Genomic DNA, 17,162 nt, shown 5'->3' with positions numbered 1-17,162 from the left:
TGGGCAGCAAGAGTATCATAAACGCCTGTATAGCCAAACTACCTCTATACAAAGGCTTGGAGGTGGTTTTACTATATGAGAAGGCGACTTCAATTACTCGTGTGTCGATATCAGCCATTCGACAATTGTTTATAAAACATGGTTTAAAAATAAACGTTTATAAAAACAAAGCTCATTTAAGAGCAATAAGCTCAACAAACACGATAGAAGCCAAGCCAATAATGGAAGCAAAGCATAACAATAATGAGGCATGCAATGACGGTAATACGCACGCAGGATGTCATCAGCAGTGTTGCTGATGCGCTACAGTATATTTCTTACTACCACCCGCTAGACTTTGTTCAGGCCCTTGAAAAAGCCTACCACCGCGAGGAGAGCCAAGCGGCAAAAGACGCTATCGCTCAGATCTTAATTAACTCCCGTATGTCGGCAGAAGGTCATCGACCGATTTGTCAGGATACTGGCATCGTAACTTGTTTCGTGAACATCGGTATGGGTGTTCAATGGGATTCGACGGACATGACGGTTCAGCAGATGGTGGATGAGGGCGTTCGACAGGCTTACACAAATCCGGACAACCCATTGCGTGCCTCGGTTCTAATGGACCCTGCCGGCAAGAGAATCAATACTAAAGACAACACGCCAGCGGTCGTACACATCAATATGGTGCCAGGCGATAAAGTTGAAATTCAAATTGCAGCGAAAGGAGGCGGCTCTGAAAACAAAACCAAGATGGTGATGCTAAACCCGTCTGACGACATTGCTGAATGGGTAGAGAAAACACTACCAGCAATGGGTGCTGGTTGGTGTCCACCGGGCATGCTTGGTATTGGTATTGGCGGTACCGCTGAAAAAGCTGCGGTATTGGCAAAAGAATCTCTGATGGAGCACATCGACATTCAGGAACTGATTGATCGTGGTCCTCAAAATGCTGAAGAAGAGCTTCGTCTTGATATCTTCAACCGTGTAAACAAGCTTGGAATTGGCGCGCAAGGCCTAGGTGGTCTAACAACGGTTGTCGACGTGAAAATCAAAACTGCACCAACGCATGCAGCTTCTAAACCGGTGTGCTTAATCCCGAACTGCGCAGCGACTCGTCACGTGCATTTCACGCTAGATGGCAACGGTCCTGCTGAACTAACTCCACCGAAGCTAGAAGATTGGCCAGATATCACTTGGGAAGCGGGCGAGAACACACGTCGCGTGAACTTAGATACCGTGACCAAAGAAGAAGTTCAAGAGTGGAAAACCGGTGAAACGGTTCTGTTGTCGGGCAAAATTCTTACTGGCCGTGATGCCGCGCATAAGCGCATTCAAGGCATGCTAGAAGCGGGTGAGGGTCTACCTGAAGGTGTCGATCTAAAAGGTAAGTTCATCTATTACGTTGGCCCAGTTGATGCGGTTGGTGATGAAGTTGTGGGTCCTGCAGGCCCTACCACATCAACACGTATGGATAAGTTCACGGACATGATGTTAGAAGAAACCGGCATCATGGGCATGATCGGTAAAGCTGAGCGTGGCCCTGCAACGGTTGAATCGATCAAAAACCACAAAGCGGTTTACCTCATGGCAGTCGGCGGTGCGGCTTACCTAGTAGCGAAAGCGATCAAGAAAGCACGCGTGGTTGCGTTTGAGGATCTTGGTATGGAAGCGATTTACGAGTTTGAAGTCGAAGACATGCCAGTGACGGTCGCAGTGGATTCAAATGGCGCGAACGCTCACCAAATTGGTCCAGATACTTGGAAAGTGAAAATCCAAGAGATGGAAGCGTAATTGCTGTGGGCACTCATCACGAGTCTCACTTAAGAGAATGTGACAAAGTGCTGATTTAACTAGCAAACATTTGACAAAAGTGCAGCGAAACCTGCACTTTTTGTCTATATAATCAGATATAAACTTATAGGCATAGCAAATTACGTTGTTGTGCAGACTATGATTAGGAGAAAGCATGCCTCGTTTTATACAAATTCTACAAATCATTCTTGCAGTAGTGGTAGGCGGCTTTGTTGGCTACGACTTGATTCTTCATGGCATCAGTATCTTTGATGAAAAATACGTCACTATCACTTGCGTATTGTGGTTAATGCTGGAAATCGCTTTGTTCGTTATCTACAAATTGATTGAAGATGATTAGAATTTCCAACCGCAGTTAGAATCTCCAAGCCTCTGAAATTCTCAGAGGCTTTTGCGTTTTTAGGGATCATATATTGCAGTGAATACTTTGTTCATCTTTGATTAAGGTTGGTAAAATTACACTGCGTAGCAAGAATTGATGAGATAAATAAAAAGTATGAAAAGAATAACGCAAGAAGTGAATGACTTTATCAACCGTGGTATGGACGCAAACGTCCGCATCGCCGTAACGGGGCTATCGCGTGCCGGTAAGACGGCTTTTATTACTTCTCTGGTTAATCAATTATTGCATACCGCCACTCACGATAATTTGCCGCTACTTAATGCCGCCCGTGACAAACGCTTAATTGGTGCGAAACGTGAGCCGCAAACTAACATGATGGTGCCACGTTTTGCCTACGACGATGCGATGAGCCAAATTCATGCTATGCCACCTCAGTGGCCAGTGCCTACGCGCGATGTCAGTGAAATCCGCTTAGCGCTAAAATACAAGCCAAACAAAACCACCAAAAAGCTGTTGAGTAAAACTGCCGTACTGAACGTCGATATCATCGACTATCCGGGCGAATGGCTATTGGACTTACCTTTACTTGATATGAACTTTGCGACTTGGTCTCAGACTCAGTTTGAGGCCTTGAAAGGGCAGCGCAGTGAACTTGCCGCTAGTTGGTTGACTGAACTTGAAGCGTTAGATTTGAATGCAGATCTGAATGAAAAGCAGCTTGAGAAAGTCGCAAAAACTTACACCGACTATTTGCATGCATGCAAAGAAGGCGGTTTACATTGGGTTCAACCTGGTCGTTTCGTTCTGCCTGGTGAGCTTGAAGGTGCGCCAGTATTGCAGTTCTTCCCATGTCGATTTGACGCAGATACGAAGCCAGCCAAAGGTAGCAACTTAGCGATGCTAGAAGCGCGTTATCACGAATATCAGCAGAAGGTGGTTAAGGCGTTCTATAAGCATCACTTTGCGACCTTTGATCGCCAGATTGTGCTGGTGGATTGCTTACAGCCCCTGAATGCGGGGGATGAAGCCTTTTACGATATGCGCCAAGCGCTTGAGCAGATCATGCACAGCTTCCGATATGGGCGCAGCAGTTTCTTGCGTCGCTTGTTCTCACCAAAAATCGACAGAGTATTGTTCGCTGCGACAAAAGCGGACCACGTGACCCCGGATCAGCATCCCCACTTGGTTTCATTGCTGCAACAGATGGTGCATCCGGCATGGCAAACTGCTTCGTATGAGAACATTGAAATGAGCTGCATGAGCATTGCCTCGATTCAAGCGACGACCTCAGGCTTTATTGCTTCTGGTGATAAGACCGTGCCAGCTTTGCAAGGTACAACACTAGATGGCGAGCCAATGACGATGTTCCCCGGAGAAGTGCCGAAGAAGTTACCTAATGCGGCATATTGGCAAAATAGTGGCTTTGATTTTACTTCTTTCCGTCCAATGCCTTCAGAAACCGACGAGCCGATGAAACATATTCGACTCGATAAAGCGTTGGAATACCTATTGGGAGACAAATTGAAATGAGCGAGCTAAAACAAAAACAGGTCTTCTCAGAAAGAGCGATGCACAGTGATGAAGAGAGAGTTTCACCTGAGTTGACGGCTCAAAAGACGTTTTCAGAAAAAGAAACCTTCGTTCCGGTGGCGATCGAGGAGCAACAGGAAGAAACCGAACAAGAATTGCAGCTTGAACAAGTCATTCGTCCGAAATCTGGTCGAAAATGGCTAACAACGGGTCTCTTTACCACGTTCGCAGGCTTAGTTGGTTGGCAAGCGGTCGATTCAGTCGTTACCGCAGTACAAACTGCCGATTGGCTTGCGCTTGGCTGGGCTGGCTTTATCACCACCATCGCTTCTTTTGGTTTAGGTGCGTTAGGGAAAGAGTTATGGAAGCTGCGCAAACTGCGTAATCACTTTAGTGTGCAAGAAGAGAGTGAAGCGCTTATCGATAGCCAAAGCGTCGGAAAGGGCAAAGCGTTTTGTGAAAAGGTTGCAGAACAAAGTGGGGTTCTGGCAGAAAACCCTGGTTTTGACCGTTGGCAGAACAGTGTGAATCCCGCTCACAGCGATGCTGAAATTCTAGAGATGTACGACTCCATGGTCGTTAGCCAGCAAGACAAGCTCGCAACCAAAATTGTTTCTCAGCACGCAACTGAGTCTGCGGCTTTAGTGGCGGTGAGTCCATTGGCTGCTGCTGATATGCTGCTGGTGGCATGGCGAAATTTCAAAATGATCGACAACCTTTCTAAGGTGTACGGCGTTGAACTTGGCTACGCTTCTCGCATCAAACTGCTCCGAGCGGTGTTTGTGAACATGGCTGCGGCTGGTGCTAGTGAGCTTGCAATAGATGCCAGTATGGACCTGATGTCTATGGATCTAGCAGGGAAGATCTCAGCGCGTGCGGGGCAGGGGCTTGGTGTGGGGATTTTGACAGCCCGTCTTGGCCTGAAATCCATGGCACTGCTTCGACCTTTGCCTTGGTATCCAGAGCGTCAAGTCAAATTAGGGGCGATTCGTAAGGAAGTGGTGGCGAAAGTTGCATCAATCACGGTCAAACCGTAAGCAATGTCACCTTTAGCATAGAGGATTGCTTGACGGCATACCAAGCTTAGGAGAAACTACTGTCAACTTTTCCTGACAGTTGTGAATTGGGATTTTTTCAGTGCGTCTTGAAGTCTTATGTGAAGATAGGCTCGGTCTTACCCGAGAACTGCTCGATATTTTAGCATCTAAAAGCATCGATTTGCGTGGTATCGAAATCGATATTAGTGGCATCATCTACTTAAACTGCCCGGATATTGATTTTGATACTTTTAGTGAGCTGATGGCTGAAATTCGTCGTATTTCCGGCGTCAAAGACGTTAGAAAGATTCAATTTATGCCAATGGAGCGCCACAATACAGAGCTACTATCATTGGTAGATAACCTCCCAGATCCTGTATTTGCGATTGACCTTAAAGGCGCTGTCGATATGGCAAATATGGCAGCGCTATCATTACTTGGTCAGCACAAACAAGATGTGATCGGTACGCAAATTGGCACATTGCTACCAAGCGTGCGTTTTTCTCGTTGGTCTGAAGGTGTTAACGCGCGTACTCGTGAAAGTTTGGTGATCGACGGCTTAGACTACATCCTTGAGTTGATGCCCGTGTACATTAAAGACGAAGCGCAGAATTCGACTCTCGCCAGTACACTGATGACAATTCGTTCAAGCCAGCAAGGCTCACAAATTGAAGAAATACTGCCGTTACACAATCAATTAGGGTTCGAGCACTTTGTTGGTTTGTCTAACCGTCATAGGGCATTGATAAACCAAGCGAAAAAACTGTCAGTTCTCGATCAACCTCTATTGATTGAAGGTGAAACCGGCACCGGTAAAGAGATGTTAGCAAAAGCGTGTCACAGCCGTTCTGGCCGTGCGAGCAAACCGTTTCTCGTCTTGAGCTGTGCATCGATGCCTGATGATGTGGCTGAAACCGAACTGTTTGGCCATGCGCCAGGCTCGTTTAATCACGAGCAAGGTCATAAAGGCATTTTTGAACAAGCAAACGGCGGTACGGTTTTCCTCGATGAAATCGGTGAAATGAGCTCGCATCTGCAAATCAAACTTCTACGTTTCTTACAGGACGGTAACTTCCGTCGTGTGGGTGCAGAAGACGAAATGCACGTTGATGTTCGTATTATTGCTTCGACTAAACACAACTTGGCTGAGCTTGCTGAAGCTGGCAAGTTCCGTGAAGATTTATACTATCGTCTGAATGTCCTAACATTGAACATTCCACCTCTACGCAAGCGCTCGAACGATGTGGCACCGCTACTCGACTTGTTTGTAACGAAACACGCTCAACAACTCGGTATCGATAAGCCAGAGTTAGATGAAGAGCTGGTGGATGCGTTAGCGAACTACCAATGGCCGGGCAACATGCGTCAGTTGGACAACATGGTTCTGCGTGCATTGACTGAAATGGATGGGCATGTCCTAAAAGCCGAAAACTTTAATCTGCCACAACCACAAGCAATGGGTGGCACGAGTACGACGCTGAACCTTGATGGCTCGCTGGATGAGATAATGCGTGATTATGAATCGCAGATCTTAGAGCGTCTGTACCAATCGTTCCCATCAAGCCGTAAGCTCGCCAAGCGATTGAACGTTTCGCACACCTCTATCGCGAACAAACTTCGAGATTATGGTATTCGCAAAAGCTAGGGTATTCGTAAAAAACGGGCTATCCGCAAAACTCATCCGAAATCAAATGGAAGTTGTCATTTATAATGGAAGATAAAAGCTCCTCTATCGCCGTTCACAAGTTGGACGGCGACTTGCTTCTGCGTACTGCAGAAATTGGCGATGCCGATATGATTGCGGCGTATTTTCAGACTAACCGAGAGTATTTGGCACCATTTGAGCCGAGACGTGAAGAAGCATTCTACTCCGTGAATGGTTGGCTTCAAAAGCTCATTAAGCTGAATGAACTGCATCGGTTGGGGCTTGGTTACTATTGTCTGCTTGTTCATGCAGAATCTGGTAAAATGCTTGGCACGCTCTCTTTTAGCAATTTGACTCGCTTTCCGCTATACGCCTGTAACGTAGGCTATTCCCTTGCGGAAGACGCACAGGGCAATGGTTATATGCGCCGCGCGCTTAAAATGGCCTGTGACTACATGTTCGACGTGCAAAAGTTACACCGTATTCAAGCTGGCTACATGCCACATAACAAGCGCAGCGAAGCGGTGTTACAGCATGTCGGTTTTGAGAGAGAAGGGTACGCAAAGGACTATTTATTGATCAATGGTCAATGGCAAGATCATGTACTGACATCGTTGACCAACCCAAACTGGACAGCAGAGGCACGATAAATGGAAAGATTGGAAAAGCAACTAGCACTTCTCATTGAACTGGACCAGCTAAAAAGCGTACTTCGTCGTACTCGTGTAAAGAGTGCCGACCGACGCTTGGAAAATAGCGGTGAGCACAGTTGGCACGTTGCATTGATGGCGGTATTAATGCAGGAACATGCGAATGCACCAGTCGATATTGCTCGAGTGATGAAAATGCTGCTTATCCATGATGTCGTAGAGATCGACGCAGGCGATACCTTTGTTTATGATGTCGCAGCCTCAAAAGAGCAAGAAGAGAAAGAACTGAAAGCTGCAGAGCGTTTGTTTGGAATGTTACCAAGAGACCAAGGTGACGAACTGTTCGCCCTGTGGAAAGAGTTTGAAGCTGCACAAAGTGATGATGCGAAATACGCTAAAGCGTTAGATCGCCTTATCCCGATGCTGCTCAACTACCACAACGATGGTCAAAGTTGGAAAGAACATGGTGTCACGCGCGAGCAAGCGTTAACCATCAATAAAAGAATTGAATTTGGCTCTGTCATCCTATGGGACAAAGCTAAAGAATTGATTGAAGAAGCCACCGAGAAAGGTTGGCTGAAGTCGTAAGAAAGGAGACTGAATGTCTTATTTGCCTTTGGATGAATACCAAAGAAAATGGATTTTTACTCACCAGTCAATGCCAGTGCCTGAAGAGGACCTCGAGTTTATCAAGCCGATGAGTCAAGCTCGCGCCGCGCAGTTCTGGAAAGAGAACATTAGTGCACAAAGTCCCGATATGGATCGTTTGAGCTCGTCCGATTGGCCAATGAAAGATTCTAATTGGTCAGAAGAAGTCGATTGGATGACCGCTTGGGAAGCCGATGAACCTGAGTTACCAGAAGAAATCGCGGCGTTTATCGATTGGCAAGATGATGTCACGGTGTACTTCTGTTATGAGAAATACAACGTAATAGAGACGAAGTGGTCAACGTTCAAAAAATATTGGAAGAACTTCCTGTTTTATGATGATGGTCCGATCTTGCTCGGCCGCCGCCGTGCTCAAGCGCTTTGGTTTGATTCCAAAGGCAACGTCAAATTGGGCGAGCGTCACTAGGACATTATATTGCTGAAGCCACCGAGTTATGTCTAATAACTCGGTGGCTTTTGTGTCTCTATAGGTTTGATAAGGGACTTAACACTCCTCCTGCGCCACGTTCGATCACGTGGGTGTAGATCTGAGTCGTTTTCACATCGGTATGTCCAAGTTGCTCTTGGACGGTTCGTATGTCGGCACCTGACTCAAGAAGGTGGGTAGCAAAGCTGTGCCTAAGGGTATGGCAAGTCACCGACTTTTCTATTCCCGCGTCTTTGGCGGCTCGTTTGACAGTTCTTTGTATTGCACTTTCATTGACATGATGCCGTCTAAACTCACCGGTATCTGTATCTATGCTTAATTTGGTTGATGGGAAGAGAAAGTGCCAATTAAAATCCAATTCTGCGCCGGGATACTTCTTTCGTAACCCATCGGAGATATAAACACCGGCATACCCACCCATATGACGGTCTTTCTGATAATAATCTCTCGCTAGATTGACCTGCGCTTTTAGTGGGTCATGTAACTCTTTGGCTAATGTGACCGTTCTATTCTTACCACCTTTTCCTTGCCAGACTCTCAGCGCACCGTAGTCGTAATCAATATCTTGAATTCTTAGCCGTAAGCACTCCATGATTCTCAGGCCAGATCCATACAAAAGTTGGATGTGGAGTTTGTATTTCGGATCGATATGCTGAACAAAGCGTCGCACTTCGTCTCTTGTTAAGACAACGGGCAGCTTCTTCTCAGTGAGTGATTTTTGAAACCTCATATTCAATGAAAGTGGCATCTGGAAGTACTCTCGATACAAAAAAGAGATGGCGTTTAACGCAAGTGCCTGCGTTTTAACCGCTACTTTTTCATCAATAGCAAGATGACTTAGAAAACATTCAACATCGTCTTCAGAAAGTTTTGAGGGGTGAGCTAGCTGGTGGAAGACGATGTAACGCTTTATCCAAAACAGGTAGGCCTCAATGGTTTTCTTCGCATAGTGACGCGAGAGCATATGCTCTTTGACGCTGAGTAAAAACTGACTTTTCATTTTCTAATTTAACTGGCTATTTATACAGTTTTATAAACTTAACTCCTCATTAAGAATTAGGCGTCACTACGCTGTCTAATTGCGTGTGTGAGCACACAGATTCATACTGATTTTCTATTTGTTTCATAAAGATAAGTGCTAGCATGCATACTTTCTTTTGGAATGAAAGAAGGCGGTAGCGTGCCTGAAAGACGGCGACAGGCCGTATAGAAAGCGTTAGCATTCGTCAATCACTTATGCATTTGGAAGTAAAAAAATGATTCATATTATATTCGTATTTCTCTTTTATTTAATAATTTATGCTCACATACAAAATATAAGAAGTAAAGAAATAGTCTTGGATGCGAAAAATATTGAGAGAATTCAAGCGTTTCATTTACTAGCTTGCTATATGTATAGCTTCACGATTATTAAGCTATACGACGTTGATTATGGTCTATATTCATTGGTTTACGCATCTATTTTCAACCTTATTGCTTTGGAATATTATTGGTCAAAATACCACCATCTTGTCGGTGGTATAAAGAAAACTATTACGTACTCTCTGGCTAAGTACTTTTTCCCATTATTAGTTATTGCATTTTGTGCTTACTCTTCGAGCATGATTTTAGAAGAAATTACTAAAGTTCCTTCTTCTACAATGGCTCACCATGTTTCTATTTATTCATTTGGGTTGTTTCTTTTGATATCGTTAATTTCTATGTTGTTCATAATTGAGCTGGCTGTTCCTATCATCATGCTAAAAGACATAATTACGATTAATGGAAAAGAACACATGACAGAAAATATTATGATAGTTTTAGTGATGACTATGGCTCCTGCATTAATCGTTACTAAACTTGCGCAGGGAAATTTGTTTAATGCCAAGTTTATTAGCTCAATGTTATATGAAAGTTACCATTCGAATGAAAATGCAGAGTGCCCAAATGTTTCAGTGGACTCACGATTTCATTGGATTTCCACAAGTGAAGTTTCAACTGTAAAGTATAACAAGGAAGCTGGTACTTATATTTTTGGCAAAGATGAATGCTAACAAAGCATTTAAGAGTGATTCCCAACGCTTGGCATTTTCAGTTCAAGGTTGGGTTTCGTGTTTACGGTGGTAAGGCTAAGTTTCGTGGTAGCGTTGCTCACACCTTAATGCGGCGTTATATCTTGTGAGTATACATACAACATGTTTTAGCTTATTAATAATTTTGATGTTTGGCCGTACAACGGCAATGCCACAATGGAAACTAATATGGATTTGAGTGAATACAAGAAAAGGTATAGTGCTGATGATGCTGCTCCAGGATGGGATGCAATAGATAGGGCGCTAGGCAATCTTTACCCTGGGCAGGAGCCTAAGCATTACGGCACCACGATAAAACATATGATAGGTGGTCCAGATCCAATCGATGGAATAAGCATATTTGATGCGGGTGATCACTACCATATAGTAACATACGGTTTTTCATCATTGTATTATGACATCGAGTCCCTCGATGCAGACTTTAGTGGGTTTGGTTTCGAGCTAACGATACGGCTCCTAAAATCAGAAGATGAGCTGTATTGGGCAATGAATATGCTTCAAAATATAGCTAGATATGTCTTTAAATCTGGTAAGTGGTTTGAGTCTGGGCATTATATGCCTGCAAATGGACCGATAAAACAAGAGTATGATACTAAGCTTGTTGGGCTAGCTTTCGTCACAGATCCTCAGCTTGGAGTAATTGATACTGTGCATGGTAAAGTTGAGTTTCTCCAAGTTTTTGGTATTACTCAAGCAGAAATAGATAAAATCATGTCTAGTGATAAGAATGCTTTAAACACAACCTCAAAACATCAAGTTGTAAATCCTCTGCTTATAACAGATTTGGATCGTGAAGAGATATAACAAACTGTTTAAGAGCGATTCGCAACGCGTGGTATTTTTACTATGCGTTGCGTTTAGTGTTTAAGGTGGTATGCGGATGCTCCGGCATTGCGTTGCTCACACCTTAACAGGGCGTTATACCTTTAGAGGGAAAAATGGACATTGTACTAGGTACATACAAAGATCCTGTTTATGGTCTTGATTGGCATGAGCAAACTGATGGCATTGAAGCCTCAATTAGAGAGCTACTTAGCAAATCTGCTCTACCAATTGAGCTTTCAATTCGAGAAAGCAACATTGGTCGGGGTGCTGATTACCCAGTTACAGTAATACAAGTTCTTTCAGTTTTAGGCTTGGTGGGTTTTGTTATTCCGGAAGCACACAAGCGTGTAAGGGAGTCTATCGAAGAATGGTCTCGTATAAAGGGAGACTTCGTAAAGCTTCAAAAGTTACTGTCTCGCAATCATCGGATTATTTCACTACCTGAAGAAGTCTTGTTCGTAAAGTCTGTTGAAGCGCTGCTTACTGAAACAGAAGCGAGTGACGCTGTATTTATTCGCTGTGACTCAATTCATAGTGTTGGTAGCTTCGAGAAATTTGCAGGCTTAAGAGGTTTCTACTTTGATTGCCAAAATAAGCAATGGCGTGTAGTCATTGATGGTTTGGGCACCGTGAAGCTAATAGAACAGGTATAACAAACTGTTTAAGAGTGATTCGCAACGCGTGGCATTTTTACTATGCGTTGGTTTTAGTGTTTAAGGTGGTATGCGGGAGCTTCGGTAGTGCGTTGCTCACACCTTAACAGGGCGTTAGCTGGCCCACGTAGACCAATGGGGGAATGGTGTTGAAATCAGGAATTATTCTTGTAGTCGTTGATTGTTCTCATACTTGTAACTAACTAAATTTAAGTATCTTGCAATGGAAAAACTATTTCAAAATTTAACCACATTTAGCTGTGATGAGTTAAATGATATATTGGACCAACGAGATTCGAAAGCATTTGATCATGCGTGGTGTAAGTTGGACAAATTGGTGCCAGAGCCTGAAGCTCGTTTGGATACAAAAGATCTATTTATCAAGTTATCAGGAATTACAAAAGGACATGAAATTTGTTCTTATATTTCTGATGATCTAGAGCTTATCTATAAATGTGAAACCTATAAAGTCGAATCAGACTTTTTAAACTATTTGAAAAATTGTTATCTACGAGGAACAGTTCCGAGTGAGTGGCACAGCTAACAAACTGTTCAAGAGTGATTCGCAACGCGTGGCATTTTTACTATGCATTGTGTTTAGTGTTTAAGGTAGTATGCGGTAGCATCGGTATTGCGTTGCTCACACCTTAACAGGGCGTTAGCTGTTTAGAGGAAATAATGGAATTTGATGTAATACTAAACCAAGCAAGGTTATTGATTGGTGTAATTGTCAGCGTTACAGCTTGGTTTGTGACTTTTAAGACTATACGTAAATTTAAAGGTGAGAAAGCCAAAGAGCTTCATGCTCAATACGTCAAATTAAAGCTGTTAATAGACGATACAAATAAGAATTATGCAGAAATATTAGTTATCCTAAGTGGACTAACGACTGCCAAACTTAGTAAAGATGAAGTCGAATGGTTCATTAGTGAGCCTGGAGCATTTCTAAAGTTAGAGCAATACGGAAGAGTCAATGGTCGTTATAGTGAAATAAACCTAATTGCCAAAGAATTTGCTTTACCCTTACGTTTCAGAACTTTAAAAGGAAGATTAATAGAAAGAGCGAAAATTATATGTTTTAGTGCTTTGTTATTATTAATGCTATCCATTTGCTGGTACTTGATTATAGTTAATTCTGCTGCACCTCTCATTATCATATATATTGCAATGGCATTTTTGTTTGTGTATTTTTTGATAATATTATGGGGAGGTCACTATTTGTGGTCAACTTTATCAAAGGCTGTCGATTTGGCTGGTAAACCATAGGCACACAGCTAACAAACTGTTTAAGAGTGATTCGCAACGCTTGGCATTTTTGCTATGCGTTGTGTTTTGTGTTTAAGGTAGCATGCGTTAGCTTCGGTAATGCGTTGCTCACACCTTAACAGGGCGTTAGCCCTTTTCGAGGAAACGATATGGAAATCGTACAAGAAATAGATGTTTCAGAATTGCATCATAAGGCAATCGAAGCATTAAGAAATCAAGCTTTTCCAGACAGCCAAGTAAGTCGTTCTTACTTTAAGCAGTTACCTCATATGCGTGCCCTTCATTTTCAAGGTGAACAGTTGGTTGGCTATCTTGGACTGGACTATCGAGTCGTTAGTGTTGGCGGAGAAATACATAAGGTTTTGGGCGTAATCGACTTCTGTGTTGACGAACGTTATCGAGGGCAAGGTATTGGCTCTTTTATGTTGTCAGAAGTATCGGCATTTGCCGAAACTAAAGATGTTGACTTCATAATCCTCATATCTGAGTTACATGATTTCTACTCATCAAATGGCTTTAACAAAGTTCAGTGTATGCAGTCTTGGTTAAGGCTTTACGAGCACACCAACTTTGGAGTTGCTGTAGAGCATATTGATGAACTGTATGTGAAACCACTCAGAGATAAGCAGTGGGGTGTTGGACATTTTGATTGGCTAGGTTATATGTACTAGTCAACCACAGGGCTAACAAACTGTTTAAGAGTGATTCGCAACGAGTGGCATTTTTACTATGCGTTGCGTTTAGTGTTTAAGGTGGTATGCGGTGACTTCGGCATTGCGTTGCTCACACCTTAACAGGGCGTTATGTGATAAGGAGGTCGCATTGAATATCGAATACAAAGTTAATCAGCAGATTTCGGCTGACGAGTTTATTGATTTGCTCAAGCGCTCGACGTTAGGAGAGCGTAGGCCGATAGAAAATATCAAATGTATCAACGGTATGTTAAGTAATAGCAATCTCATAATTACCGCTTGGGATGGCCCTAAACTGGTTGGTATTTCTCGCTCCATTACAGATTTCCATTATTGTTGTTATCTGTCCGACCTGGCTGTTGATGAAGCATATCAAAGGTCGGGAATAGGTAAGCAGTTACAAGTTCAAACTCAAGCTCAAATTGAATCTACATGTAAACTGTTCTTAATCGCCGCACCAGCAGCCAATGACTATTATGGGCAAATTGGTTACACCAAAAACGAGCGTTGTTGGGTACTGGAGCGTGGTAGTGAAATTATCACATAACAAGCAATTTAAGAGGGATTCACAACGCTTGGCATTTTTGCTTCTACTTCAAATTTAGTGTTTATGGCACAATGCTTTAGGTTGGGTGGAGGCGTTGCTCACCCCTTAATTGGGCGTTATGCCTCAGGAGAAAAAATGGAAAAGTCCATCCGAGAGTTAGCTAAAGAAGTTGGTCGAGTTATTCCGAAACCAGAAGCGAAAGCAGACTTCGTAATCAAAGGTATTGGTAGGCGAAGAGGTGAAGAAGCGTTAATCTATCGTATTCCCTCTCATTCGGATAAAGCCCCTTTTTATGAAAAAGGAGTGACGCTATCAGAATTCCAACTGGCTTATTCACATTTAAGAGAATCAGGCTACTTAACAAGAACTTGGTTTAATAAAAACCTTTCTGCTTGTGCAAAAGAGGGCGCGTGCAATTTTACAACCATAGGTGGCGTTTTTTGCATTTTAGGTGTGGCAGAATACATATCAAAAGCGACCTATCAGTCAAAGGCATAACAAACTGTTTAAGAGTGATTCGCAACGCGTGGCATTTTTACTATGCGTTTGTTTTAGTGTTTAAGGTGGTATGCGAGAGCTTCGGTATTGCGTTGCTCACACCTTAACAGGGCGTTAGTACGGGTTTGACATCAAAGGTTATAAGTTTTGGTGTTTATCTGCTTTGGCGCTCGTCTTTACACCTTAAAGTTAGTGCCTTTAACGTTCTTCCCGGTGGCACTATATGCGGAGTGTTCGCTTTGTTTTCACCGTTTACGGTTTCTAACTCTTAGCCTATTTCTTTGGCGCTTTTTCGTTTCCGCTTTACTTCCTAAGTGAATCTTGTCTTTCTTTGAGTGTTGCCATCAAAGTGCAAGGATCGAATCCTTTTCTAATTTGAAGCAAGTGAAAGTAGGGCAGTTCAGTGCATTTTTCTTCTAGCCAACTTTGTCTTTCAACTGAAATTGAGTTTTGTAGCTGCCCGTCTCACTTCAGTGTTCAAAGCCTTTCATATCATCTCAGTTTTCAATATCTTGGAGCGCATAAATAGAAGTAGCGCATGTACTAACAAATTGCTTAAGAGTGATTCGTAACGCGTGGCATTTTTACTTTGCGGTGGCTTATGTGATTAAGGCGCTGTGCGGTAGCTTTTGTATTGCGTTACTCACACCTTAGCAAGGCGTTAACTGGCGCAGAAAATACGCAAGCACAATGATACAGTTTCTAGGTTCAGAGATTTAGCGTGTTCGGTCGGTTTCCTTAGCTGAGCTAATGCGACTAATTTCAGTTTGATACTTAAGTTTACTGATGTGAAAGGCGGCACAAAGCCTTCTAATAATATAAGGCATTCGCGATTAGTTCGGCGCACTTACATCGCCGAAGTATGGTGTTGTGAGACGCATTTCAAACTAAAGATAAACGGTAATCTTTTAGTTAAATACATGTTTGAGTTAGCTTTACTAATCATTAATTAGGAAAACTAGCCTTGGCTAAAGTGGTTGTAAGATCGGCGAAAACTGAAAGGCGCTCAGTTAACAAACTGTTCAAGAGGGATTCGCAACGCGTGGCATTTTCGCTATGCGTTGATTTTAGTGTTTAAGGTGGTGTGCGGTCGCTTCGGTAATGCGCTGCTCACCCCTTAACAGAGCGTTAGGCATCTTTTCGAACCTAAAGGAGTAGGTATGTCGAAATTATTAGTTTACTTAACTGCGCTATTCTTTTTGCTCTACGGAGCTCTCTTTGCTGTGTTCCCTGTAGACATGGCAAACTTAATTACAGGCTCAAGCCCCAATTCTGCCTCAGCAACTATTGATTTTAGGGCTACGTATGGTGGTGCCCAGTTTGCAATCGGTCTTGCTTTGATACTCGTCCTCAAGATTAATCAAGATGTCACTTTGGCTTTAATCATTGTAGCTATTACATTGTTATCTATGGCGTTTGGTCGTCTAATTGGTGTCTTGTTTGACGGTCAACCGAATACACAAATGTATGTTTATTTAGTTGCTGAGTTAGTTTTTGGGCTGTTGGCTCTATACCTGAGAAAGTCAGTGGCACTGGTAACCAATGCCTAACAAACTGTTCAAGAGGGATTCGCAACGCGTGGCATTTTCACTATGCGTTGGTTTTAGTGTTTAAGGTGGTATGCGGCGGCTTCGGTATTGCGTTGCTCACCCCTTAACAGGGCGTTAGTTGAATAGGGAAAATCCGTGAATATTTTTGAGGCATTTCTTAATGTGCTTACGCAAGTCTGGTATCTAGTGCCTTTATTGCCCATTGTTAGCGTTTTCAAAAGTAGGTGGCTAAAAGGTGCATTCGGTGAGTTTCTAGTGAACCGTCTTTTATCCAAATTACCAGAGCCTGATTACACGCTAATAAAAGACGTAACGTTGCCGACTGGCGATGGTACGACTCAAGTCGACCATATTGTGGTTTCTAAATATGGCATCTTCGTCGTTGAAACTAAGAATATGAAAGGTTGGATATTTGGCTCGGCTCGCCAGAGACAGTGGACACAAAAGATTTACCGTCATTCCTCTAAATTTCAGAACCCACTACATCAGAATTACAAGCACATAAAAGCTCTGGAAACCTTGCTAGGTTGCAGTGAAGAACACTTGCATTCAGTTATTGTTTTCATCGGCGACAGTACCTTTAAAACCGAAATGCCTCCAAACGTTACCTACGCTCGAGGAAGTATTCGATACATTCAGCAATTTAACGATGTAGTGTTCTCTGACAAGGATTATGCTCGGTTAACAGAGTCTATAAACCAGATAAAGTTAAAGCGCGGAATCATTACGGATTTAAAGCATCGCAAACATGTCAAAGAAGTTGTTACATCCAAAGCTAGCTCAAATCAGTGTCCCCGTTGCGGCTCTGAAATGGTGTTGCGTGAAACCAAGCGTGGTGAAAATATAGGTAAACAGTTTTGGGGTTGTTCAACCTTTCCCAAGTGTAGAGCGGTGAAACAATTCAACTAACAAACTGTTTAAGAGTGATTCGCAACGCGTGGCATTTTTACTGTGCGTTGCGTTC

Annotated in this window: 19 protein-coding genes; 18 read left to right on the top strand and 1 reads right to left on the bottom strand. The window is 43.1% G+C overall.

From position 1 onward, the window contains the following. Positions 1–255 precede the first annotated feature (255 nt). From J4N37_RS09405 to J4N37_RS09370, 8 genes are all read left to right on the top strand, one after another. The gene (locus J4N37_RS09405; protein WP_010448782.1) at positions 256–1,773 is read left to right on the top strand and encodes a fumarate hydratase; all 1,518 of its coding nucleotides are present in this window, start codon (positions 256–258) and stop codon (positions 1,771–1,773) included. A gap of 175 nt (positions 1,774–1,948) precedes the next feature. Continuing rightward, positions 1,949–2,134, top strand: a complete 186-nt coding sequence (locus tag J4N37_RS09400) for a hypothetical protein (protein ID WP_010448784.1) — start codon at positions 1,949–1,951, stop codon at positions 2,132–2,134. Positions 2,135–2,290: 156 nt separating this feature from the next. Then, entirely contained in the window at positions 2,291–3,667 is a 1,377-nt protein-coding gene (locus J4N37_RS09395; protein WP_252040699.1) for a YcjX family GTP-binding protein, read from the top strand. Next, positions 3,664–4,704: a YcjF family protein gene (locus tag J4N37_RS09390; protein ID WP_252040697.1), complete on the top strand. Its 1,041-nt coding sequence runs from the start codon at positions 3,664–3,666 to the stop codon at positions 4,702–4,704. Before J4N37_RS09395 ends, J4N37_RS09390 begins: the two co-directional genes overlap by 4 nt. A gap of 100 nt (positions 4,705–4,804) precedes the next feature. Next, entirely contained in the window at positions 4,805–6,349 is a 1,545-nt protein-coding gene (gene tyrR / locus J4N37_RS09385; RefSeq protein WP_045393509.1) for a transcriptional regulator TyrR, read from the top strand. Between the two features lie 65 nt (positions 6,350–6,414). Continuing rightward, positions 6,415–6,999, top strand: coding sequence for a ribosomal protein S5-alanine N-acetyltransferase (rimJ, locus tag J4N37_RS09380; protein WP_010448793.1), 585 nt, complete (start codon positions 6,415–6,417; stop codon positions 6,997–6,999). Continuing rightward, positions 7,000–7,587, top strand: a complete 588-nt coding sequence (locus tag J4N37_RS09375) for an HD domain-containing protein (RefSeq protein ID WP_252040695.1) — start codon at positions 7,000–7,002, stop codon at positions 7,585–7,587. Between the two features lie 13 nt (positions 7,588–7,600). After that, positions 7,601–8,074 carry a DUF2947 domain-containing protein gene (locus tag J4N37_RS09370; protein ID WP_038886994.1) on the top strand — a complete coding sequence of 158 codons (474 nt, stop codon included), beginning with the start codon at positions 7,601–7,603 and terminating at the stop codon, positions 8,072–8,074. A 58-nt stretch (positions 8,075–8,132) separates the two neighbouring features. Here the strand turns inward: J4N37_RS09370 and J4N37_RS09365 are convergent, their stop codons facing one another. Continuing rightward, a complete protein-coding gene (locus tag J4N37_RS09365) occupies positions 8,133–9,095 on the bottom strand; it encodes an integron integrase (protein WP_252040694.1) in 963 nt (320 codons plus the stop codon). A gap of 337 nt (positions 9,096–9,432) precedes the next feature. Between J4N37_RS09365 and J4N37_RS09360 the strand changes: the two genes are divergently transcribed. From J4N37_RS09360 to J4N37_RS09270, 10 genes are all read left to right on the top strand, one after another. Beyond that, the gene (locus J4N37_RS09360) at positions 9,433–10,128 is read left to right on the top strand and encodes a hypothetical protein (RefSeq protein WP_252040664.1); all 696 of its coding nucleotides are present in this window, start codon (positions 9,433–9,435) and stop codon (positions 10,126–10,128) included. A gap of 207 nt (positions 10,129–10,335) precedes the next feature. Further along, positions 10,336–10,971: a suppressor of fused domain protein gene (locus J4N37_RS09355; RefSeq protein ID WP_252040692.1), complete on the top strand. Its 636-nt coding sequence runs from the start codon at positions 10,336–10,338 to the stop codon at positions 10,969–10,971. A gap of 134 nt (positions 10,972–11,105) precedes the next feature. Next, on the top strand, positions 11,106–11,645 hold the full coding sequence (locus tag J4N37_RS09345) for a hypothetical protein (RefSeq protein ID WP_252040689.1): 540 nt from the start codon (positions 11,106–11,108) through the stop codon (positions 11,643–11,645). Between the two features lie 223 nt (positions 11,646–11,868). Continuing rightward, the gene (locus tag J4N37_RS09335) at positions 11,869–12,189 is read left to right on the top strand and encodes an immunity protein PIM1 family protein (protein ID WP_252040686.1); all 321 of its coding nucleotides are present in this window, start codon (positions 11,869–11,871) and stop codon (positions 12,187–12,189) included. 134 nt (positions 12,190–12,323) lie between these two features. Continuing rightward, positions 12,324–12,911, top strand: a complete 588-nt coding sequence (locus J4N37_RS09325) for a hypothetical protein (protein ID WP_069687296.1) — start codon at positions 12,324–12,326, stop codon at positions 12,909–12,911. Positions 12,912–13,060: 149 nt separating this feature from the next. Further along, the gene (locus J4N37_RS09315; RefSeq protein ID WP_252040684.1) at positions 13,061–13,582 is read left to right on the top strand and encodes a GNAT family N-acetyltransferase; all 522 of its coding nucleotides are present in this window, start codon (positions 13,061–13,063) and stop codon (positions 13,580–13,582) included. 151 nt (positions 13,583–13,733) lie between these two features. Continuing rightward, entirely contained in the window at positions 13,734–14,150 is a 417-nt protein-coding gene (locus tag J4N37_RS09305; protein WP_140101060.1) for a GNAT family N-acetyltransferase, read from the top strand. A 135-nt stretch (positions 14,151–14,285) separates the two neighbouring features. Further along, entirely contained in the window at positions 14,286–14,648 is a 363-nt protein-coding gene (locus tag J4N37_RS09300) for a hypothetical protein (RefSeq protein ID WP_252040551.1), read from the top strand. A 1,160-nt stretch (positions 14,649–15,808) separates the two neighbouring features. Continuing rightward, entirely contained in the window at positions 15,809–16,198 is a 390-nt protein-coding gene (locus tag J4N37_RS09280; RefSeq protein WP_252040602.1) for a DUF4345 domain-containing protein, read from the top strand. 135 nt (positions 16,199–16,333) lie between these two features. Then, positions 16,334–17,107 carry a nuclease-related domain-containing protein gene (locus J4N37_RS09270; RefSeq protein WP_252040643.1) on the top strand — a complete coding sequence of 258 codons (774 nt, stop codon included), beginning with the start codon at positions 16,334–16,336 and terminating at the stop codon, positions 17,105–17,107. The last annotated feature ends 55 nt before the right edge of the window (positions 17,108–17,162 follow it).

It is taken from the genome of Vibrio sp. SCSIO 43153, from assembly GCF_023716625.1.
GTDB classification, from domain to species: domain Bacteria; phylum Pseudomonadota; class Gammaproteobacteria; order Enterobacterales; family Vibrionaceae; genus Vibrio; species Vibrio rotiferianus.
This window is presented reverse-complemented; position numbering and strand designations above follow the sequence as displayed.